Annotated in this window: 21 protein-coding genes, 1 other RNA gene and 1 pseudogene; 7 read left to right on the plus strand and 16 right to left on the minus strand. The window is 66.1% G+C overall.

The window, feature by feature from the left end; genetic code table 11:
• The first annotated feature begins 437 nt into the window (after positions 1-437).
• Positions 438-872 (plus strand): DUF4190 domain-containing protein, encoded by a 435-nt coding sequence (locus tag KDB67_RS14145; RefSeq protein WP_291016748.1) that lies wholly within the window; start codon positions 438-440, stop codon positions 870-872.
• 67 nt (positions 873-939) lie between these two features.
• On the opposite strand, the gene KDB67_RS14150 is transcribed toward KDB67_RS14145, so the two are convergent.
• Positions 940-1,506 (minus strand): TetR family transcriptional regulator, encoded by a 567-nt coding sequence (locus KDB67_RS14150; RefSeq protein WP_291016751.1) that lies wholly within the window; start codon positions 1,504-1,506, stop codon positions 940-942.
• Between the two features lie 67 nt (positions 1,507-1,573).
• Here KDB67_RS14150 and zapE point away from each other — a divergent pair, with 67 nt between their 5' ends.
• Complete coding sequence (zapE, locus tag KDB67_RS14155; protein ID WP_291016754.1) at positions 1,574-2,590, plus strand: cell division protein ZapE; 1,017 nt, start codon at positions 1,574-1,576, stop codon at positions 2,588-2,590.
• A gap of 108 nt (positions 2,591-2,698) precedes the next feature.
• Here zapE and KDB67_RS14160 read toward each other — a convergent pair whose 3' ends face one another.
• The 5 genes from KDB67_RS14160 to KDB67_RS14180 form a co-directional block, all read right to left on the minus strand.
• Positions 2,699-3,409 (minus strand): cutinase family protein, encoded by a 711-nt coding sequence (locus KDB67_RS14160; protein ID WP_291016756.1) that lies wholly within the window; start codon positions 3,407-3,409, stop codon positions 2,699-2,701.
• Between the two features lie 56 nt (positions 3,410-3,465).
• Positions 3,466-4,383 (minus strand): alpha/beta hydrolase, encoded by a 918-nt coding sequence (locus KDB67_RS14165; RefSeq protein WP_291016759.1) that lies wholly within the window; start codon positions 4,381-4,383, stop codon positions 3,466-3,468.
• A complete protein-coding gene (locus KDB67_RS14170; RefSeq protein WP_291016762.1) occupies positions 4,380-5,474 on the minus strand; it encodes a hypothetical protein in 1,095 nt (364 codons plus the stop codon). The genes KDB67_RS14165 and KDB67_RS14170 overlap by 4 nt, the downstream gene beginning before the upstream one ends.
• A 33-nt stretch (positions 5,475-5,507) precedes the next feature.
• Positions 5,508-6,437 carry a metal-dependent hydrolase gene (locus KDB67_RS14175; RefSeq protein WP_291016765.1) on the minus strand — a complete coding sequence of 310 codons (930 nt, stop codon included), beginning with the start codon at positions 6,435-6,437 and terminating at the stop codon, positions 5,508-5,510.
• A gap of 70 nt (positions 6,438-6,507) precedes the next feature.
• Entirely contained in the window at positions 6,508-7,125 is a 618-nt protein-coding gene (locus KDB67_RS14180) for a TetR/AcrR family transcriptional regulator (RefSeq protein ID WP_291016769.1), read from the minus strand.
• 172 nt (positions 7,126-7,297) lie between these two features.
• Here KDB67_RS14180 and pip point away from each other — a divergent pair, with 172 nt between their 5' ends.
• Positions 7,298-8,251, plus strand: coding sequence for a prolyl aminopeptidase (gene pip, locus KDB67_RS14185; protein WP_291016803.1), 954 nt, complete (start codon positions 7,298-7,300; stop codon positions 8,249-8,251).
• A gap of 137 nt (positions 8,252-8,388) precedes the next feature.
• Positions 8,389-9,906, plus strand: a complete 1,518-nt coding sequence (locus KDB67_RS14190; RefSeq protein WP_291016772.1) for a CYTH and CHAD domain-containing protein — start codon at positions 8,389-8,391, stop codon at positions 9,904-9,906.
• Here the strand turns inward: KDB67_RS14190 and KDB67_RS14195 are convergent.
• The 8 genes from KDB67_RS14195 to cobC form a co-directional block, all read right to left on the minus strand.
• Positions 9,893-11,344 (minus strand): RNB domain-containing ribonuclease, encoded by a 1,452-nt coding sequence (locus tag KDB67_RS14195; RefSeq protein WP_291016775.1) that lies wholly within the window; start codon positions 11,342-11,344, stop codon positions 9,893-9,895. The genes KDB67_RS14190 and KDB67_RS14195 overlap by 14 nt on opposite strands.
• Before the next feature lie 154 nt (positions 11,345-11,498).
• On the minus strand, positions 11,499-11,951 hold the full coding sequence (locus tag KDB67_RS14200) for a helix-turn-helix transcriptional regulator (RefSeq protein ID WP_291016778.1): 453 nt from the start codon (positions 11,949-11,951) through the stop codon (positions 11,499-11,501).
• A gap of 16 nt (positions 11,952-11,967) precedes the next feature.
• On the minus strand, positions 11,968-12,678 hold the full coding sequence (locus KDB67_RS14205) for a hypothetical protein (protein WP_291016781.1): 711 nt from the start codon (positions 12,676-12,678) through the stop codon (positions 11,968-11,970).
• Positions 12,679-12,717: 39 nt separating this feature from the next.
• An RNA gene (gene rnpB, locus KDB67_RS14210) (RNase P RNA component class A) lies at positions 12,718-13,131 on the minus strand.
• A gap of 36 nt (positions 13,132-13,167) precedes the next feature.
• Positions 13,168-13,824 carry a histidine phosphatase family protein gene (locus KDB67_RS14215; protein WP_291016784.1) on the minus strand — a complete coding sequence of 219 codons (657 nt, stop codon included), beginning with the start codon at positions 13,822-13,824 and terminating at the stop codon, positions 13,168-13,170.
• Positions 13,825-13,828: 4 nt separating this feature from the next.
• Entirely contained in the window at positions 13,829-14,566 is a 738-nt protein-coding gene (locus KDB67_RS14220; protein WP_291016787.1) for a C4-type zinc ribbon domain-containing protein, read from the minus strand.
• Between the two features lie 92 nt (positions 14,567-14,658).
• Positions 14,659-15,795, minus strand: coding sequence for a Nif3-like dinuclear metal center hexameric protein (locus KDB67_RS14225; RefSeq protein WP_291016790.1), 1,137 nt, complete (start codon positions 15,793-15,795; stop codon positions 14,659-14,661).
• A 5-nt stretch (positions 15,796-15,800) separates the two neighbouring features.
• Positions 15,801-16,886: an Rv2231c family pyridoxal phosphate-dependent protein CobC gene (cobC, locus tag KDB67_RS14230; RefSeq protein ID WP_291016793.1), complete on the minus strand. Its 1,086-nt coding sequence runs from the start codon at positions 16,884-16,886 to the stop codon at positions 15,801-15,803.
• 182 nt (positions 16,887-17,068) lie between these two features.
• On the opposite strand from cobC, the gene KDB67_RS14235 reads away from it, so the two are divergent.
• Together KDB67_RS14235 and KDB67_RS14240 are read left to right on the plus strand one after the other, a co-directional pair.
• Positions 17,069-17,740 (plus strand): HAD hydrolase-like protein, encoded by a 672-nt coding sequence (locus tag KDB67_RS14235; RefSeq protein ID WP_291016806.1) that lies wholly within the window; start codon positions 17,069-17,071, stop codon positions 17,738-17,740.
• Between the two features lie 151 nt (positions 17,741-17,891).
• Positions 17,892-18,368 (plus strand): low molecular weight protein-tyrosine-phosphatase, encoded by a 477-nt coding sequence (locus tag KDB67_RS14240; RefSeq protein WP_291016795.1) that lies wholly within the window; start codon positions 17,892-17,894, stop codon positions 18,366-18,368.
• Positions 18,369-18,391: 23 nt separating this feature from the next.
• On the opposite strand, the gene KDB67_RS14245 is transcribed toward KDB67_RS14240, so the two are convergent.
• The gene (locus KDB67_RS14245) at positions 18,392-19,393 is read right to left on the minus strand and encodes a putative zinc-binding metallopeptidase (protein ID WP_291016798.1); all 1,002 of its coding nucleotides are present in this window, start codon (positions 19,391-19,393) and stop codon (positions 18,392-18,394) included.
• Positions 19,394-19,525: 132 nt separating this feature from the next.
• Here KDB67_RS14245 and KDB67_RS14250 point away from each other — a divergent pair, with 132 nt between their 5' ends.
• Entirely contained in the window at positions 19,526-20,497 is a 972-nt protein-coding gene (locus tag KDB67_RS14250; RefSeq protein WP_291016801.1) for an SURF1 family cytochrome oxidase biogenesis protein, read from the plus strand.
• Here KDB67_RS14250 and KDB67_RS14255 read toward each other — a convergent pair.
• Positions 20,475-20,625: pseudogene (locus KDB67_RS14255) on the minus strand (cobalamin biosynthesis protein); the annotation flags it as partial. The gene KDB67_RS14250 and the pseudogene KDB67_RS14255 overlap by 23 nt on opposite strands.

Consider the following 20,625-nt stretch of genomic DNA (forward strand, 5'->3'; position numbering starts at 1 on the left):
CACCCTCGTCAACACACCCACCGACACCACATCAGACAAACGACGATCAGACTCAGGCTTCACCCAACCAGCACGCGGCACACCACCAGACTACACCCAAGTCGACCTTAACTGAACGGTATTGAGGTTAGCAGAGGTTAGCAGGACAGCAGACACCACCAAAGCTTGCTGTCTGCAATGGATCCCGGCGCGCACAGCAAGGCGTGTGCGCGGCACGTCTTCGGCACCCGCAGGCCAGAATCCGGCATGTCGCCCATACGGCCGATTGCCCAACGGGTCTCCCCTGGTCCATCCTGACCAGCGATACGATAGGAGAAACCCACATATGACGAGCCCCCCCCCCAACAGCTGGGGGACAACTCACCCGCTGAGGTAGGTAACCAAAAGAGTTGGCCGACATGGCCAGTCGTCGCCAGGCTTGTCAGAGGGGGTCGACAGTGGACCTGATCTACCTCTTGCTGAGCGGTATCATCATCATCGCCGCAGTGGTCATAATTTGGTTGGGAAGTCGACCCAGCGCGGGGGTGTCAAGCACCAAGCCCACCCGCATCGGCCATACCTCGGACGGCCAGCCGATTTACCCGATCGTCGGGTACACCCCTGACGGCCAACCCGTAACCGCGGACCGCGCTGTTGGATGGCGGCCGGCGTCAGGCGGCACCAACTCCATGGCCGTCGTCGCGCTTATCATGGGGCTGACCGTCGCCCCGTTGGGAATCGTCTTCGGGCACATCGGGTTGTGTCAGATCAATCGGACCGGGGAAGGTGGCCGTGGCCTCGCCATCGCCGGATTGATTCTGGGCTATATCGGTCTGGCGGCATGGATTGTGCTGATCGTCTTCTATGCCTCGATCTTCACCGGGGGATACTAACGAAATAGGCGTCTGAGGTTGCCGACGATCCCGGAAAACCGAGACTGTCGGCAACCTCAGACCGGTTTCACCTGATCCGCCGCAGTAACCTGGTGACTGTTTCCTCCACCTGCTCAGGTGAGCGGTCGTCAGCGCCGAACAGTAGGCCGACCAGGCGACCGGTGAGCAGGTCGATGAGGTCGGCGGCGTCGGCTTCGGGGGCGGCACTGCCCAGTGCGCCTAACAGGCCGGTGGCGAGGTCGACCGAGAACAGGCACCGCATCAACGCATCACGCAGTTCCGGCTGCTCCCGTACCTCGCCGAGCAGTGCGAACACCGCGAGCGCCTGGTCCCATCGTTCCCCGGTGAGGTTCCGCAACTGCCCGGCGATGAGCGCGGCCGCTCCCTCGGCGGTGACGGGGCCCGCCGACTGCGCCTGTGCGTTGTCGAATGCCGTCCGCGAGTGGACCCGGATGCGTTCGACGACGGCCGCGATGAGTGCGGCCCGGGTGCGGAAGTAGTACGACGTCGAGCCGGCGGGCAGGCCCGCGTGGCGGTCTACGGCCTGGTGGGTCAGTGCCCGCGCACCACCGTCGGCGAGCACCACGATCGCGTGGTCGGTGATCATCGGCCGCCTGTCCCCCGGTCGCACCATCTCGCCTCCCCTACTCGTCGATTGCCGTTCTCCATTACTCTATATTCATAGAGCAATGGAGGTCGCGATGAGACTACGCAATCGCCGAACTCAGGCGGCTCAGTCATTGGCAAGCCGCACCGGCCCACGGTTCCTCGAGTCCGTCGCCGCGTCGGGGATCGTTCTCGACGACGGTCAGCGCCGGGCGATCGACGAGATCGCCGGATCGGAGGAAGCCGGCATCTACCTGTACGGACCCGCCGGGCGCGGAAAGACTGTTCTCGCAACACTGTTCTTCGACGCGATTCCGGAACTGCACAAGGTCCGCATCCATTTCCACAACTTCTTGGCCGACATACAGACCCTGATCGCCCGACACGGCATGTCCCACCAAGAGGCGATACAATCAGTCGTCGGCGAGGCACGTGCGGTGTTCTTCGATGAGTTTCACGTGCACGACGTCGCCGACGCGATCTATCTGACCGAACTGCTGCGAACCCTCTGCGACGGCAGCCGACTGATCATCGCCACCAGCAATTACGCGCCGGCAGATCTCCTGCCGAACCCGTTGTTCCACAGTCGCTTTCTCCCGGCGATCGACCTTATAACCAAGACGATGACGGCGACCACCGTCGGTGACGGACCCGACTACCGGAGGCGGCTCGTCCGTTCGGACAAAGGATTCAGCTCCGGCACATGGATCTCCGGATCGCCGGAGCAGATCACCGATTCCCCGACCCAGGTGCCCCTGAATGCGGACGGCATCGTGCTGCTCGCCACCCATATGACCGACTGGGCGGCGCACTTCACTTTCACCGAACTCTGCGAACGACCAGTGGGCAACCGTCAATACCTTTGGCTAGCAGATAATTTCGATGCCATCACCATGATGGGAGTCCCCAGCCTGGCGTCCGCCGACCGCGACCCACTCATGCGATTGGCCAACCTCGTCGACATCCTGTACGACCGCGACATCCGGCTCGACATCGAATCGGCAGGACCACCCGAACGAATCCTCGACGCGCCTTCCCCACCGCACGATGTCGGTCGAACGCTGAGCAGGCTCCAGTCGCTCCACACGACGTGCGGCGCGCGACTGGCCTAGCCTTGATCGGCAACAGCGGACCAACCTTGCCCTCGGTTCCGGAATCCAGAACCAAGAGCAATATTCTGGCCTATTACAACCCGAATCGGGGGCGTCACGCCGCTTGCGCTATCGGATGCGTTGCGCCGCGAAGCGTGCTGCCGCCGCACTCATCGTCCCGTACAGAACGTGCAGCGCGTTCGGCTGGCCCACCTTGGCGCCGTTGCAGATGGTGTCGCCGGGGATGCAGTAGCGGTAGGTCTTGGCGCGGTACGGCGTTCCGACACGCAGCAGTGGTGTGCCGATGTCCCGCATCCACCGGTCCGACGGCGCCCCGAACAGAATGACCGCTGCGACATGGTCGGCAACCGACGACGGCAGTACCTGTGGCAGATCGGTCAGTTGCCGTTCGTACCTCTCGGGCAGCCGCAATCTCGTCGACGAGGTGGCGTAGGTGGTGACGACCGCGCCCTGCGAGTAACCGCCCAGGACGATCTTCGTCGTCGGGCACACCGACGCGATCCGAGTCATCCGTCTCTGGACCATGCTGATGCCGTCGATCGCGGTCTGCGCGACGTACCGGCGGTTACTGAATCGGTCGGTCGCCTTGTACGGCACACCCCACACGCTCACGCTCTTGCCCGGAAGCTGCCGGCGCAGTTCGGCGCTGAAAGCCAGGCCGGTCAGCCCGACCGGCGGTGCCGTCTCGACGGTGCCACGGGCGAAGAACACCTCGACGTCAGGGCACGACGCCGCGTCGGCACGCCCCTGACCTGCGATCACACCCATCGCGAGCATCGTCGCCAAGCACACCAGCACCACGGCGGACCGTTTGATCATCTGTTGATGCTAGCGCCGGATGGCCGACACTTCGAGAGGCAATTGTCGCAGCACACTCAGTCGACCGGGCCGATGAAGCCCGTGATCTTCTCGATCGTCTCCTCCGGACTGTCAACTTGCAGGAAGTGGCCGGCGCCCTCGATGACATGAGCGGCGCTGCCGGGTGGGAGCACCGCGCGGGCACGGTCGGCGAAGCCGACGCCGAGGGCGCCGTCGCGGTCGCCGTGGAGGTAGAGAACCGGGATCTGCGGTGGTTCGCCGAAGCGGTCCTGGTAGGCCCGATAACGTTGTGGCACAGACTTGTCCGAGGCGGCGCAGCGGTAGTAGGAGATGGCGGCGGTCCAGCGGTCGGGGGCGCCGATGGCGTCGTAGACGGGGGTGAGGTCGATGTCGCGGCGCACCGACCAGCGTCGCCACAGGAATGGGATGACCTTGCCGGAGGAGCGTTCGGGCAGCGACGGGAGCTGGAAGTACGTGATGTACCAGCTTCGGAGTAGTTGTTTCGGGAGCAGTACCGGCAATGACCGACGGACACCCAGACCGCGGATCGGATAGAACACCGGGATCGGTGGCACCGACATCAGCACCGCTTTACGAAACGGGTTATCGGGCAAGGACGCCAGCACGCCCGCGATGATCGCGCCCCAGTCGTGGCCGATCACCACGTCATGATCGGTCGGGCCGAGTTCGTCGACGACGCGCAGCGCATCGTCCATCAGCGCACCGACGTGGTAGCTGCCGTCGGAGGCGAGGTCCGATGGTGCATACCCGCGCAGGTACGGCGCGACGACGCGCCAACCGTCATCGGCCAGGCGTTGCGCCGTCGGCACCCACGTTTCCGGAGCGTCGGGAAAGCCGTGCAGCAACAGGGCAATCGGGCGGTCCCGATCACGAACTTCCGACGACGACCAGCACAACGCGCGTAAAGTGCCCGCGGCACCCTCGACCTCGATGACCTCGGGTTCAGTCGTCACACCATCTCCTTCTCCACAACCGGATCTCGCACCGCTGCTACCCGGCCGCCCGTCGCGACTCCAACAGTGAACACCACCGCCAGGACGAAACAGGCCAGAGCGTACGGCACGCTGCCGGCAACCCGCTCGTCGACCGAACCCGCCGGCAAGCCGGGCAATTCCGAACCCCACAGCCCTGCGAACACCGCGCAGTACGCACCGGCCGCAGCAACGACATAGCGGCGGGCGGTGTCGTCGTCGGGATGGCCCGACAACCTGTTGCGACACCACTCAACGGGCAGCACCGCGAAAGCGACCACGGCGAAAACGACGACGAATGCCATCATCACCAGCGTCTGCGCGGCAGTGTTGGGGTCGCCGCCGATCATGCCCGCGACGATTCCCGGGATTCCGGCGACCAGTACAACCAGCGTCGTCAGCACGCCGCTGAGAACGATGCCGCCGGCCACACGAAGCGGCCCCTGCGGTGCTCTACCGGTGACGAAGGTGCGGACCAGAAAGGTCAGCGCGGCCGGACCTACCGTCGCGAACATGAACACGCTGGCCACTGGAACCGACCCGATCACCGCCGCGATATTCTTCTCTTCAGGATTCCACGCCCACCATTTCAATTGCGGGCCAAGATGATCGAAGACCTCGTAGAAGCAGTGGTGTACGAACCCGACACACATTGATCCGGCGAGCAGCCCGCGTCGGCGGAATACACCGAAACTCCGCACACCCTCGTAACTCAGCACAGCCATCGCCGGGTAGAGGCACAGAATGTAGAGCGGCATCCGGTCGAACATGAACTCGACCGTGAACACGTTGTGCACGAATGCGGTCTTCAGGTGGTCTTCCACTCCGAATTGCGCGGGGAAATATACCGGCGGTTCCATCGCCATCAGATAGACCACCGAACCGAGCCATAGTGCGCCCGGTGTCACGTCGCCGGCCCGCCATCGCCGAACAGCTTGTGCCGCAGCGGCAATCGCCAAAGACACCAACAGCAGCTCCACCACGGGCAACGTCCAGTTGGCCAGATCCAGCGGGTTGCGCACATTCACGACGGGCCGCACATCGGCACAGGAGAAGCCGAGTTCGTCAGCCATCGAGGCGAAGTCGGTAGGACACGGACCTGCCATCTACGTCGTCCCACTTCGTGCGGCCAAGCCGCCGTACCAGTGTGCGACATCGTCACCACGCCGGTAGCGCTCGAACCAGATCTCAGCGAAAGCCGGCAGCGGTTCCTTCTCCGGATTGTGAAAGGGTGTCTGGCTCAACAGGACCCGCACACCGCTGGTGATCTTCTGGCGCCAGGGCACTTCACCGAGAGCAGGTTGCACGGGAACAGTCGCAGGTTTGAGCCCGGGAATTCGGGACAGCAGTGCGGTCCGCATGCTCAAGGCCGGTTTGATGTCGTGCGCATTCATACCGCGTTCGGCGAACGGCACATGCTCGTTCATGCCGTCGGCGACGATCCGCGCGGCGGCGAGCAGGTGCCTGGCGATCGACGGCAGCACCCGCACCCGGTACCAGTCGTCGTGCACGACGGCGTCATAGATCACCAGGGCTGAACTCCGGTGCTCCACCTCTTCGACAAAGTGCCACAACAGAAGTGACGACACCCGATCATCTCCGGTGCGGAACAGCACGTCCTCGTTGTCGAGAAGAAGTTTGAAGAACGGGGTGAACGTCGCCTCCAGGTCCGCGATGTAGGCGAGCCGGTAATTGAGCGGCTTGGTGTCGGTGATCTCCTCGAAGGAGGCGATGACATCGTCGAACGTCTGCTGCAGACCCGGATAGTGACACACCAGCGACTTGAGATGTCGGCGATGACACGCCGAGTGCTGGGCCTCCTGCCGTAGGAAGTCCTTGGCCTCCTGCGCCACGTCGTCGTCGGCGATGAGCGGAATGGCCTCGCGCACGGCGGCGACGATCATCTGCTCGAACGCCACCGCATACACCGACACCACATTCATGAAAGTCGAGAAGGCGACGTTGCGCGGATTCCACACGAACGGCACATCGTCGCCGAACTCGAACGGAATTCTGCGTACTTCGAGCGTCGCCATCGGCCACTCCCTGCGTGATCTGAACCACACCAACAGTGACGAGATTGACACTATATGACTTAGTTGTCAATCACTCGAGTTGGCGGTGCAGTCCCATCGCAGGCACCAGCACCTTCGTCAGGTAAGCGCGCAGACTATCGTCGCTGCTGCCGGACGGCCCCTCGAAAGTCATCAGCGAGATCACGAAGCGCAGGAACGTCTCCGTCATCTCCTTCAGATCACCGGTGAGGTCAGGTCGATATCCCAGGACGGGTTCCAGGTATCCGCGGGCCAAAGCCAGCGCATCCGTATCCAGCAGCCGACGACGCGCGGCCGGTTGTTCCAGGACTGTGATCATCGGCGAGATGGCCGGGTTGGCGGTGAACTCCCGGACCACCGACAGGCACAACTCCACCACGAATTCCTCGGCGGTGCCAGCAGTGCGGGCGAGCGCTACGAGACGATCTCCGGCGTCGGTGACCGCCCGCTCCAGGGCGATCTCGACGATCTCCTCCTTGGTGGAAAAATACTTGTACACCGTCTGCCGCGACACCTGTGCCTCACGCGCGATCACCGTCAGCGAGGTGTGTTCCAGTCCGTACGTGGTGAGAGTCCGGATCGCGGCCTCGATGATCCGCGACCGGGGATCCTCCGGCTGCCCCTGACCGCCCCAGGCGACCCGCCGCGGACCACGAGTCTCCGAAGTCACCTTCATCCTTTCGACGCCGCCACCACGGTAGGCATACCACACCCGGCGATGTCCTCCGCCCGGACGGACAGGCCGGCAAGACCCTGTTCCCTCCCGGCACGTGCGGTAACGTTCACCTGCAAATTCGGGTACACCCCCACACCTTGCCAACCACTCACAGATGAGAGTCTCCATGCGCGACTTCTATCCGGCGATCGCACCCTATGACTCCGGGCTCCTCGACGTCGGAGACGGTCAGCTCGTCTACTGGGAGACATCTGGTTCTCCCGGCGGCAAACCCGTCGTGTTCGTGCACGGCGGACCCGGCGGCGGCACCGGTCCCGCCCAGCGCCGCTTCTTCGACCCCGACAGGTACCGGATCGTGCTGTTCGATCAGCGGGGCTGCGGACAGTCCCGCCCGCACATCGCCGACGGCGCCGACCTGTCGGTGAACACCACCGGCCACCTGATCGCCGACATGGAACTCCTGCGCACGCATCTGGGCATCGAACGCTGGCAGGTGTTCGGCGGCTCGTGGGGTTCGACGCTGGGTCTGGCGTACGCCCAAACCCATCCCGAACGGGTTACCGAGCTGGTACTGCGCGGGATCTTCCTGCTGCGGCGCAGCGAGATCGACTGGTACTACAACGGCGGTGCCGCCAACATCTATCCCGACCTGTGGGAGGGATATCTGGCTCCGATCCCCGAATCCGAACGCGGCGGCGACCTGGTGGCCGCCTATCACCGGCTGCTCACCTCCGACGACCCGGAGGTGGCCCAGCGGGCGGCGTCAGCGTGGACCGCATGGGAACAGTCGACCAGTCACCTGCTCCCCCAGCCGACCAATGGCTCCGAGGGCTCCCGGTTCGACCTGGCGTTCGCCACCATCGAGAACCACTACTTCGTCAACGGCGGATTCCTCACCGACGGACAGCTTCTGGCGAACATCGACCGCATCAGCCATATCCCCGGCGTCATCGTGCAGGGCCGCTACGACGTGGTGTGCCCAGCGCGTAGCGCCTGGGACCTGCACCGCGCCTGGCCCAAAGCCCAACTCCACATAGTCGACGACGCCGGCCACGCCTCCTACGAACCAGGCATCAAACACCACCTCATCGAGGCCACCGACCGGTTCGCCCAACTCTGATCACGCAACTTTCCGGAGGTCTGGCAGTTCGCGCGGACATATGCCCGAGCGAACCGCCATTTCACCAGAAATTCTCCGGCTTACCGGCCACCGCCGCCAGTAGAATCGGGCAAGGTGGGCAAGACAAAGGAGTCGCGGTGGCCGCATCCGAGCAGATCGAGGTCGAACTCAAGTTTGATGTGGAAGCAGGAACCGAGCCCCCCGATCTCCGGGCGCTGCCCGGCGTCGTCGGCGCCCGCGAGCCGGAGACCTTCACGCTCGACGCCACCTACTTCGACACCGAGAACCTGGATCTGGCGGGCAACAAGATCACCATGCGCCGCCGCACCGGCGGATACGACGCAGGCTGGCATCTCAAGCGTCCCGCCGACACCGCCGGTGCCCGCCGCGAGTTGCGGGTGGGCTTCGACGAGGCCCCCGACAATGACACACCACCGGCAGCGCTGATCGATCCGGTGCGGGTGCTCGTCCGCACCCGGCCGCTGATCCCCGTGGCAGCGATCTCCACCCAGCGCACGGTCACCATCCTGCTCGGGGAAGGCGACGAACCGATCGCCGAGCTGGCCGCCGATCTGGTGACCGCACGGTCGTTACTTCCCGGTGGACATACTCAGCAATGGTCGGAGTGGGAGTTCGAGCTACTCGGTGACTCCGGCAATGCGCGCCTGCTCAAGGCCGCAACTCGGACGCTCACGAAGGCCGGCGCCCGGGAACCGTCGAGTGTGTCGAAGTTGGCTCGTGCGATCGGATCCACGCCGGCGGTCTCCACGGCGGTGCCGGAGCTCGGAAAGCACCCGACCGCACTGGATCTGGTGCTCACCAATCTCACAGTCCATCGCAACTCGCTCATCGAGTGGGATCCGAAAGTACGGGTTGATGCCGATGACGCGGTCCACCAGATGCGGGTGTCCTCACGACGGCTGCGCAGTGTGCTCACCGGTTTCAAGGAGGTTCTCGACGCCGAGAAGACCGCCCATCTCAACGGTGAGCTGAGGCTGCTGGCCCGCATTCTGGGCGACGCCCGCGACAGCGAGGTGCAGATCGGCATCGACGTCTCCTTGCTGGAGGGTGAGGACGTGTCGGATGCACTGCGCGAGGCGCTGATCGGCCAGGAGAGGGCCGACCACGACCGTGCGGTGCAGGTGGCTCACCGGGCCATGAATTCGAACCGATATTTCGCGTTGCTCGACGCCATCGACGAACTCATCGCCGATCCGCCCACCGGACCACGTGCCGACGACACCGCCGAGGTGGCCGCCGACAGGTCGATCAGACGCAGCCGCAGGCGAATTCGCCGGGAGCAGAACTTGCTCGCCTCTCTCCCCGAAGGATCGGACGAGTGGTTCGAACAGCTTCATGTGGTACGCAAGAAGGCCAAGCGGCTTCGGTACCGGGCCGATGCGGTGGCAGCGCTGGGCAAATCACGTCATGAGCGGGCAGGCAAGGTGGCCAAGGTGATTCAGTCGGCGCTCGGCGATGTGAACGACGCGCGCCTCAACCGTAAGCGGATCGCCGAGTTGGTGGCACAGGCACAATCGGGATCATTGGCGCTGGAGCCCAGGGATCTGTTCGTCCTCGGTCGTGTCGATGCCAGGCAGACAGCGGCGATCGACCACGCGATCGCCGCCTACAGTTCGGCGATCAAGGATTTGTGACCGGGCTGAAACGCACCTGACGTTTCACCGGGTCCGCCGCCGACAGCACGACGTCCAGGCGGGTGCCGGGTTGCGGCGCACCGTCGCACGGCGCGATTACCGCCGGGGTGTCGATGAACACCTCGGCCGGTCGGCGGTCACCGCCCGCGCGTGTAGCAACAGCGGAGAACTGTTGTCCTACTTGGTCTTCCAGAACGATTGCTTCGGCCAGGTCGACGCTGAGCCGGTCGGCGGACGAGCAGCGCGAGTCGGCCGCGCGCAGGATCTTGGGCAGCGTCGGCAACGCTCTGCTCACCCAGTCCGGCACCGGCGCGCCTGCGGTCACCGACAGGCACACCTCGGTGGCGAACCGGTCACCGAGCCGACGTAGTGGCGCGGTGACGTGCGCGTACTGTCCGGCGATGGCGGCGTGGCGGGTGTCGGCGGCGGATACCGGTTCACCGTGAACCGCGTCGATGAGTACTCCATCGGCACCGCGGCCGAGGACCAGATAGTCGGCCCCCCGCATCAGCGAGGTGGCCGCGTTCATCAATGCAAGGGTCGACGGCTGTTCGGCCGCAAGGCCTTTGAGGAAACGTCCGGGTGAATACCCGTCGGGCCAGGTCACGCCGAGCGCCGACGCCGTGGCCCGCAGAGTGTCGACGGCCTCCGGTTTGCCCGCCGGCAGCGTACGCAGCAGACCGACCCCGGCGTCGGCCATGATCTTTCCGGCGCACGTCCCGGTCAACAGCGACAGTTGCGAGTTCCAGCCGTCCGCGGGTGTGCGCGGGGCCAGTTCCACCGACCAGCCGTCGCCACCGCGCACCACCTCCTGATCGGGCAGGTCGAGGTCGACGGCCCCGCGATCGAGCGCGACGCGGGCACGCAGTTCGCCGAAGTCGGGCAGCGCCGCGATCGACGGATGCAAGGTCCCCGCCACCGCATCGGCGGCGACCCCGGCGTAGTTCAGTTTGGCCACCGACCGTACGGTGGCTCGGCGCACCCGCACATCCATGGGCTCCCCGGACGCCGACACCCGGATGGTCCACAGCACGCACGGCCGGATCTGGTCGGGCAGCAGTGATCCGGCGCCTTCGGACAGCTCCCGCGGGTGCAGCGGCACCGACCCGTCCGGGAAATACACGGTCGTGCCGCGCCTGCGGCTTTCCTGATCGAGGGCGCCCTCGGGCTCGATGAGCGCGGCGACGTCGGCGATGGCGTAGTCGATGACGAAATCACCGCCGTCGCGGGCGATGTGCACGGCCTGGTCGAGGTCCATCGACGTCGGTGGGTCGATGGTCACCAGCGGCAGGTCGGTGCGGTCCTCGCGTTCGCCCGCATGTCGGTCGACGGCACCCCGCGCCTCGGCGAGTACGTCGTCGGCGTAGTCCTCGGCCACCCCGAGTTCGGTGCGGATGGCCGCGAAGTCGATGTCGGGTGCCCAGAAGCGACGATGCATACCCACCGACCTTAGTGCCCCCGGCCGTCACCCCGGCCTATTGGTGGAATCGCCGGGCCATCCCCACGTCCGCGTCGACGTCGCGTTCGCCAGCCCGTCGTGGACGGACGCCCCTTGCCGACGCAGATCGGGGTTGCCCTCGCTTATAACCCCGCTACCGCAGCGCCAGAATCGCCGACAGCGACGGTGCCCGAACTTCCCGAGCCAGATCTTCCACCGCGACAAGCACATCCATAGATGGAGTGACCTTGCCCGCGAGGTAGGAGTTCAGCCGGGAGCGCGAGGTGCCGATCCGGTCGGCCACCTCCGCTTGGGTCATCCGGGTACCTGCGAACGCCATGCGCAATCGGTCGACAGCACGCTCGGATGGGGACTTCCTCTTGTCTGCGAGCATCGCGTCGAGCAGGATGACCGTCGAATCCGATTCCGCCGCTTCCGCTGCCTCGCGGTACACCTGTTCCAAGTCCGGATTCGCGTGAACCGCGATCACGAGTTTCGCCCAGTCACGGGCGTAGCCGCGGTCGATCGCCGCAAGGATCCCCTCGAATCCCCAGTCCTCGACCGGATCATCGGGGGTGACGCCGATATTGCGGAACTTCAGAGCCATTGCGCGCTTCCTTCACTCATCCATTGACGACATCCGCCGCCAATGCCACGCACTCGGCCACCACGTCATCCCACTTCCGCCACCGAGGTTCGAGTGCCTTGTAGGTGGGTAGGTCCCGAATGCTGCGGGAATCCTTCGGTCGGGGATCGGCAAGCTGTCTGGCCAGTTGTGACTGCACCGGCCGATCATCGGGATGAGTGTCGTCGGAATAGTACTCGTCGATCCGTGCCAGAGTGACACCCACTGATTCCCTGCCGAACCTGCCCGACAGTGCAGCCAGATCGAGATAGTCGCGCATCTGATTCCGTTTCACAATCAGATATGCCTTTATTCGGGCAATCTCGTCGACAGTGGGCACTGTCAGGCGCGCACCCGATGGCAAGTCAACGCGCTGGACCTCCAGCGGGCGCTTCCTGATGAGCTGCCGGACACCTGCCTCGATTCCGCCGAGCTCGCCGAGGATGATCTTGCCCGGAACCGCGCGGTTCAGTACGAAGTCCCCGTCTCGGTCGAGCGCGTCAAGTACGGCATCGAAGCGGTCACGCAGATCTGCCAGTACGTGATCATGGTCGGTGGAAAGCCGGTGCTGCGCGTAGTAGGCGGCAGCAGATCCACCTACGAGCACTGCGTCGGGAACAAGCTGCTGCAGCCTCGCAGCAGATTCGAGAACGATGGCGAGGCCAGGAGGTTTCGCCGGTACACCAGAACGAGAGTCATCGACGTCCACGCATCAAATGTATCAGATCCGATACATTCGATGCGTGAGCGAACGAGTCGGCGTGTAAGCCGGATCCTGTGCCCACGCCAGGCGTGGGCGGCGACCATCCATCTGGGCACACCGTCACCGGGTACCTCAAGCGGCCCACCCGCAGGCTCGGGCGAGCAGCCCTCGAACACCTGCGCACCCGCACCGGGAAGGTGCGGGCTTCAGCCTTGCTCCGGGTGGGGTTTACCTAGCCGGCGCGGTCACCCGCGTCGCTGGTGCGCTCTTACCGCACCGTTTCACCCTTACCTGCGGCACCGAGATGCCGTCGGCGGTCTGTTTTCTGTGGCACTGTCCCGCGGGTCACCCCGGGTTGCCGTTGACAACCACCCTGCTCCGTGGAGTCCGGACTTTCCTCGGCACACGGCGTGCCCGGTGACCGGTCGTTCCGTGCGCCGCGGCCGCCCGGCCGACTCGTTCGCCCGTTCAGGATAGACGGGCCCGAAACTGGTCCTAGAGGTGGCTTGTGTCGTTGACGAGTTTCACCACGGAACCGCCGTCGGGATAGAACTCGACGACCGACACCGATGCCAGGTCGAGGTGGATGCTGTAGAGCACCTCGGTGCCGGCGCGCAGCGCGTCGCGCAGGAGCGTCTTGATCGGTGTCACATGCGAGACGACGAGGACTGTCTGCCCCGGAAACCGTTCCAGCAGAGACTGTTTGACGCCGCCGATCCGGTCGGCGACGGCCGCGAAGCTCTCTCCACCCGGCGGCGGCAGAGTCACATCGCCGAGCCATTCGCGGTGCAGTTGCGGGTCGCGGGCGGCGGCTTCGAGAAACGTCAGTCCCTCCCACTGACCGAAGTCCGTTTCCGTCAGCCCGTCGACGACCTCCACGTCGAGACCGTTCACGTCGGCGACGGCCTGCGCCGTGGCGCGCGCCCGGGCCAGCGGCGACGAGACGATCGCGGAGATGGACGTATCGACGCCGAGGCGCTTACCCGCGGCCGCGGCCTGGGTGCGGCCCAGGTCGGTCAGTTCAGGATTGCCGCGTCCGGAGTAGCGTCGCTCCACCGACAGCGCCGTCTGCCCGTGCCGCAACAACACGAGCCGCGTCGGGGCCTGTCGTTGTCCCTGCCAGGTCGGTGTGGACGGCTTCTGTTCACTCATCGCCCTAGAGACCCGACTCGGAGGTGCGGACCAGGATCGTGCCGCACTCGTCGCAACGCACCACCTCGTCGTCGGCAGACGCGGTAACCTTCGCGATGAACCCGCGGTCGAGTTCCATGCCGCAGCCACCGCAACGCCGGGCGCGCAGCAGGGCCGCACCGGCGCGGCCCTGTGAGCGCTCCCGGTCGTAGATCGCGAGCAACGCCGCATCGACACCGGCGACGACCTCACCACGACGCTGCGCCTTCACCTCGCGGTCGGCGGCGAGCTTGCTCAGTGCAGCGTCGCGGCGGGCGGTGGCCTCGGCGACCTTGGTGTCGAAGTCCAGGACGGTGGCCTGTGCGCGTTCACTTTCCGCGCCGACAGCCTCCTGCTGTTCCATCACCGACAGCAACTCGTCCTCCAGCACCGACCGCCGCCGGCCCAGACCTGCGAGTTCATGCTGCAGTTCGGTGAGCGCCTTGGGTGCGAGCTTGCCCGACTGCAGCAGCGCGGTGTCCTTGGCCTCACGGGCACTCATCCCGTTGATCTCCGAATCGATGCGCTTGTATTCGCGTTCGAGGTCCTCGGAGGCGATCTCGGCGCGCACCAGATCGTCGCGCGCGGCGTCGCGCTGCTTGGCCAGTTCGGCGAGCTCGGCGTCCTCGGGGAGGGTGCGGGTGCGATGGGCAATGCGGGCCAGCTCAGCATCGAGATCAGCCAGATCGAGGAGCTGTCTCTGTGCACCGGAACTAGCCTTCATCGTGGCCTGCTTTCATCTGGTATTCGACCGTCAACTGATCGATTGTGTCACCTGTCGTTCACCGGGCCAATCGCGCTACCGCCCGACGGCACTCACTGTCCCGGGCCGCAGTGGATGGCGAACGGGTCGGTGGGCTGAGCGAACACTTCAGCCACAATTCCGGCGCGCTCGTGCAGCAGTTCCGCCGCGTACGCGCACCATGGGAACTCGGTGGCCCAGTGCCCCGCGTCGACAAGGACGGGCCCGCCTCCGCGCATGGCCTCGTCGGCCGGGTGGTGGCGCAGGTCGCCCGTCAGGTACAGGTCGGCACCGGCCGCCTTGGCCGCACCTAGCAGCGAATCTCCCGCGCCGCCGCATACCGCTACGGTCGTGATCATCGTCGCCGGATCACCGGTTGCGCGAACTCCCCATGGCCCGTTCAGTTTCCGCTGGGCGAGTGCGACGAACTCACCGGCGGTCATCGGATGCGGCAGGTGGCCGACCCGGCCGAGACCGAGGTCGCTGTCGGTGCCGGCGAGTTCGAGGATGTCGAAGGCCGGTTCTTCGTAAGGGTGTGCCGCTCGCAACGCGGCGAGAACCTTGCGGCGCAGGCCGCGTTCGGCGACCATCTCCACCCGCGCCTCGTCGACGCGCTCGCGCTTCCCGATGGTCCCGATCGCCGGGTTGGCCGCCGCCTGCGGTTCGAACTGCCCGACGCCCACCACCGACCACGAGCAGTCCCGGTACTCACCGATCGCACCCGCACCCGCGGCGAACATCGCCTCGCTGACCTGATCGCTGCTGCCCTCGGGCACCATCACCACCCACTTGTCCATCGGGCGGAGCGGCTGCGGACTCAGCGGCACCGTGTCGAGGAGCCCGAACTCGGCGGCGAGGGCGTCGGATACCCCGGGCCGGGCGCTGTCGGCGTTGGTGTGAGCGGTGAACAGAGCGATCCCGGCGCGGATCAGCCGGTGGATGATCCTGCCTTTGGGGGTGTCGGCGGCGACGGAGTCGACTCCCCGCAGCAAGAGCGGATGGTGCGCGAGGATCAATCCCGCACCGTCGGCGATCGCCCGGCCGACGACTCGGTCGGTGACGTCGACGCACACCAGGGCCCGCGCCACCGGTTCGGCGGGGTCGCCGCACACCAGACCCACCGAATCCCAGGACTCGGCCAGTCGGCGTGGATATACCTCGTCGAGGACGTCGATGATCTGCGCGAGTGTCGGGACCGTGTTCTCACTCATGGACTTCACCCTGTCACCGACCCGGACCGCCGCACAACGGCCCGCACGTGGCGCAATTCTTCGAGCAGGTGGGCGGTGGTCTCCTCGTCCCGAACGGCCAGGCGCAAATATCCGGGTCCGAGGCCGACGAAGTTGGCGGCGCTGCGCACCGCGATCCCCCGGCGCCGCAGTTCGTCCTTCACCTCGAGACCGTCGGCGAGTTCGATGAGCACGAACGGCCCGTCGGGTTCGACCGCGGGCTCGATGCCGATGTCGCGCAGACCGGCCAGCAGGTGGGTCCGTTGCGCCACGACCCGCGTCGCGACCTCGTCGCAGTAGGCCTGCCCTCGCTCGCCCACACATTCGGCGAGCGCGACCAGTGACAGCGTGCCGAGCGCCCATGGCCTGCGCCCCACCGACAGTCGCTCGATGATCTGCGGAGATGCCAGTAGATACCCGGCACGCAGACCGGCCAGACCGAAGGTCTTGGTGATCGAGCGCAACACGATCACATCCGGCCAACGCCGCGACGCCACAGATTCCGGTTCCCGCTCCCCCGCCACCGCATCGAGGGTCAGGTCGGCGAACGCCTCGTCGACGACAACCAGCCGGCCCGGTGCCCGCAACGCCTCGATCGTGGCTACCGGATGCAGCACCGACGTCGGGTTGGTCGGGTTGCCGAGCAGCACCAGGTCGGCAGCGTCGGGAATGCGTCGCGCAATGTCCTCGGTATCGAGCCGCCACGGCCGGTCGAGGACGACCTGGGTGATGGGCACGCCGGCTGCCCGCAGCGCGATCTCGGGTTCGGTGAACGACGGCTGGATGAGCGCGGCGTGCCGGATACCCAGGCGTGGAAGCAGTTCGAACCCCTCCGCGGCGCCGGACAGCAGCAGTATCTCCGCTGCGGGCCGTTCGTGGGCCGCAGCGATCGCAGCGACCGCGCGAGCCTCGTCGCCGGTCGTCGGATAGCGCGCCAGATCGGGCAGCCGGGCGGCAAGTGCGTCGAGCACGAACTTCGGTGGCCCCTCTCGGACATTGACTGCGAAATCAGCCATTCCTTCGACGCTGTCGCTGTCGCCGTGCCGCTCCGGCGCGAATAGCTCGGCGTTCACCTGGACCTCCGTCCTGGGCCGCAGCGGGTACGGGCGTCCCACAAAGCCGAAATAGGGGTGCTGTCCCCAGAATTGGGGACCTCGATGTGCCTGCGCCGCTCCACACGTGCACGATAGAGGGCGTGTACGACAGCGCACCCGAACACCTCAAACCCGAGCGCAACACCCCCGGCGGCCTCGCCGTGCCCGCACCCGCCGACTCCGGCACGCTGCTGCTCGACCTCGACGGCACCCTCACCGACAGCTTCGCCGGGATCGCCAACACCTTCGCCCACGCCCTCGACGCCGTCGGGCTGCCCCCGGCCCCGCCCGAGGTCGTCGCGGGCGTGGCCGGACCGCCGCTGCTCGACACCCTGCACGCGATGGGCCTGGACGAGACCACCGCCGCCGCGGCGATGGCCGCCTACCGTGAGCGGTATTCCGCCGTCGGCTACCTGGAGAACTCGGTGTTCGACGGCATCGCGTCGTTGCTGACCGATCTCACGGCGGCGGGTCGGCGGATGGCTGTGGCCACCTCCAAGAACCAGGCGACGGCCGTCAGGATTCTCGAACACTTCGGGCTCGCGCACCATTTCGAGGTGATCGCGGGTGCCTCCGACGACGGTTCGCGGCGCAACAAGTCGGATGTCATCGGCCATGCCTTGACCGGACTCGGCGTCGATGTCGACGGTTCCGGTGCGGTGGCAACTCCCGTGGTGATGGTCGGCGATCGGTCCCACGACATCGAGGGCGCCGCGGGTTTCGGGATCCCGACCATCCACGTCGAGTGGGGCTATGCGCTCGACGGCGAGGCCGGGTCCGCGGCGTGGAGTGTGCGTTCGATCCTCGAACTCCGTACCCTTCTCGGAGTGTGACGCCCACCACTATGGGCCCGTCACACCCGACAACCTGTTCTCGTGACGGTAATTTCGGATGGGAAACTTCGGTTGTTGTACTGAATAGCCATCGTGTCGTACCCGTGTCCGTGTCCCGCCAGTGGTTTCGAACAGCCTGAGGAAATGCACAGTGTCTGACGATCTACACATCTGCTTTGTCTGCACCGGCAACATCTGCCGCTCCGCGATGGCCCAGAACATCTTCCGGACGGCACTGGTGCGCGCGGGCCTCGACCGCCGGGTGAAGGTCACCAGCTGCGGGACCAGTGGTTTTCACACCGGTGAACCCGCCGACAACCGGGCCCGCACAGAGCTGCTGGCCAACGGATACCCCGACGACCACGTCGCGGCTCAGCTGTCCCCCCTCCACTACGACGCCGACCTGTTCGTCGCCGCCGACCACGGGCACGTCCGCGACCTCGAACGTAAACGTCTCGGCGACCGGGTTCGCCTGCTGCGCAGTTTCGACCCGGCCGTCCGCCCCACCGACCTCGATCTGAGCGACCCCTACTACGGAACGCCGACCGACTTCGCCGAGACCCGGAGACAGATCGAGGCCGCGATCCCCGGACTCATCGAGTGGACGGTCGCGGCCCTCGACCTGTAGCCGGACTGATCAGTCTGGGCCGATCAGTCTGCGCTGATCAGCCCGTGCACATAACGGATCTTGTCGAGGACCGGTCCGGCAAGGACGAACGGGTACATGTCCGGATGCCCCATCGACCGGTTGATCTGGTTGAGCGCCCACGACAGCGGCAGCCACCACTCGACGATCCGGTCGAAGCCGACATCGCCGGGCAGGTCGCTGTCGAGCGTCGAACCGGCCGGGGCCATCGCGAACGCGGCGGCGGTGTCCAGGGTGTCGCGGATATGCAGGTAGTGCGCGAAGGTCTCGGCGAAGTCCTCCGCCGGATGCATCGTCGCGTACGACGACACGAAGTTCTGCTGCCAGCCCTCCGGCGCGCCTTGCGAATAATGCCGGTCGATGGCGGCCTGATAGTCCTCGTCCGGGTTGCCGAACAGTTCCTCGAATCCCGGTCGCGCGGCGTCGTCGACGAGAACCATCTGGTAGTAGTGCCCGATCTCATGCCGGAAGTGCCCGAGAACGGTGCGGTACGGTTCGGCTAGTTCGACGCGCATCTGCTCGCGGTGGACGTCATCGCCCTCGGCCAGATCGAGGGTGATCACACCGTTCGCGTGACCGGTGACCACCGATTCCGACGCGCTTGAGAGCAGGTCGAACGCGAGTCCGTTGACGTTGTTGTCCTCGTAGCCGCTGATCGGCAGTCCGAGTTCGTTCAGTTCGAGCACCAGCCGGCGTTTGGCGGATTCGGCCTGCCCGAACTCCTTGAGCGCCTCGGTGTCGGCGTCGGCGGGCCGCGTCCGAGTCAGCGTGCACGAGGCGCACAGCTCCGGATGGCCGGTCCATTCGACCAACCAGTTACATTGCGCCACTACAGCATTGGCACACTTTTCGAGGAGTTTACCGTCGACTTCGACCTTGCCGGAGTCGTCGAGGGTGTAGAAGGTCTTGGTCTCGAGCCAGAAACCCAGCGGCGACTGGCAGTGCAGACACAGGCTGTTCTCGAAGGAAAGTCGTTGGCCACATTCTCGGCATAGGAAATCACGCACGATTCCCACGCTACCGCCGGTTCGGTGATCCCGCGCGGAACGCCGATCTGCCGTGTCGACCGCTTCGGCACGGCACCCGCGGTGGGCCGGTCGGTCCCCTCGGCCGGTACCCCGATCGGTAGCGTTGTAGTGGTGCATGTGCTGCGAACAATCCTGCGCCCCGGGTGGATCGTCCTGGGTGTGGTGGTCATCGCCTTCGCCGCCGCCTGCTTCATGCTGCTGGCGCCGTGGCAGCTCGGCAAGAACTCCGACACCACGCACCGCAACGACCTCATCAAGAAGGCCGTGGCCACCGACACCGTGCCGATCGACGACGTCGCCGTCGAGGGTGCCCCGTTCGACAAGAACACCGAATGGCGCGAGGTCTCCATCACCGGCTCCTACCTGCCGGCCAAGCAGGTGCTGGTGCGGCTGCGTTCGGCCGAGGAGCGGCCCGCGATCGAGGTGCTCACGCCGTTCGCCGTCGCAGGGTCGGATCGAGTTGTGCTGATCAATCGCGGGTATGTGCGTCCCGCGCAGGGCGGTGCCGGTGTGGATGTGCCCGCACCGCCGCAGGGCCGGGTCACCATCGCCGGACGGATCCGGGCCTCCGAGGGCACCTCTCCCGGCCGGGGTGCCCATCAGGAGGGCGGGACCCTGGCCGTGTACACGATCGATCCCGTCGAGGTGGGTGCCGCCACGTCGCTGGCATTCGATCCGTTCTACGTGCAGTTGTCGGGCGGTCAGCCGGGTTCGCTCGGCGTCATCGCGCTGCCGCAGCTCGATTCGGGACCGTATCTGTCGTACGGACTGCAGTGGCTGGCGTTCGGGATCATGGCACCGCTGGGTTTGGGCTACTTCATCTGGTCCGAGGTCACTCACCGGCGCCGCGCCCGGGAGGCCGTCGAGCAGAGCGCTACCCCCGACGACGAACCGGACACCACGCGCCCACGTACGTCCTCCAAACGGGCGCAGACGCGTGCGGACCTGCAGCGCGCATCGTCGGGCGCTGCCACCACGGCGACGTCCCAAGCCACCGATGCAGCCGGTATCGGACACGGCCCCGACACTGCGCACTCGGAGGCCGCCGTGCGCGAGAAGCTCAGCCGGCGCTACGGCGGCTGAACACCGCACGCAGCAGTCGGTAACCGACGGCGACGACAACCGTGCCGGTCTGCACGCGCCGGGACAGTCGCACCGCCGCCCGCAGATCCTGCGACCCGGGCGCGGGCCCGGAGCCGAGCTGCGGACGC

This window comes from Gordonia sp. (in: high G+C Gram-positive bacteria) (assembly GCF_020438995.1).
Lineage (GTDB): Bacteria > Actinomycetota > Actinomycetes > Mycobacteriales > Mycobacteriaceae > Gordonia.

Excerpts from the sequence above, each read along its gene's own strand:
- KDB67_RS14150 (WP_291016751.1), bottom strand. The coding sequence starts at position 1,506 with ATGGTGCGACCGGGGGACAGGCGGCCGATGATCACCGACCACGCGATC.
- zapE (WP_291016754.1), top strand. The coding sequence starts at position 1,574 with ATGAGACTACGCAATCGCCGAACTCAGGCGGCTCAGTCATTGGCAAGC.
- KDB67_RS14160 (WP_291016756.1), bottom strand. The coding sequence starts at position 3,409 with ATGATCAAACGGTCCGCCGTGGTGCTGGTGTGCTTGGCGACGATGCTC.
- KDB67_RS14170 (WP_291016762.1), bottom strand. The coding sequence starts at position 5,474 with ATGGCTGACGAACTCGGCTTCTCCTGTGCCGATGTGCGGCCCGTCGTG.
- KDB67_RS14175 (WP_291016765.1), bottom strand. The coding sequence starts at position 6,437 with ATGGCGACGCTCGAAGTACGCAGAATTCCGTTCGAGTTCGGCGACGAT.
- pip (WP_291016803.1), top strand. The coding sequence starts at position 7,298 with ATGCGCGACTTCTATCCGGCGATCGCACCCTATGACTCCGGGCTCCTC.
- KDB67_RS14195 (WP_291016775.1), bottom strand. The coding sequence starts at position 11,344 with ATGCATCGTCGCTTCTGGGCACCCGACATCGACTTCGCGGCCATCCGC.
- KDB67_RS14200 (WP_291016778.1), bottom strand. The coding sequence starts at position 11,951 with ATGGCTCTGAAGTTCCGCAATATCGGCGTCACCCCCGATGATCCGGTC.
- KDB67_RS14215 (WP_291016784.1), bottom strand. The coding sequence starts at position 13,824 with ATGAGTGAACAGAAGCCGTCCACACCGACCTGGCAGGGACAACGACAG.
- KDB67_RS14220 (WP_291016787.1), bottom strand. The coding sequence starts at position 14,566 with ATGAAGGCTAGTTCCGGTGCACAGAGACAGCTCCTCGATCTGGCTGAT.
- KDB67_RS14225 (WP_291016790.1), bottom strand. The coding sequence starts at position 15,795 with ATGAGTGAGAACACGGTCCCGACACTCGCGCAGATCATCGACGTCCTC.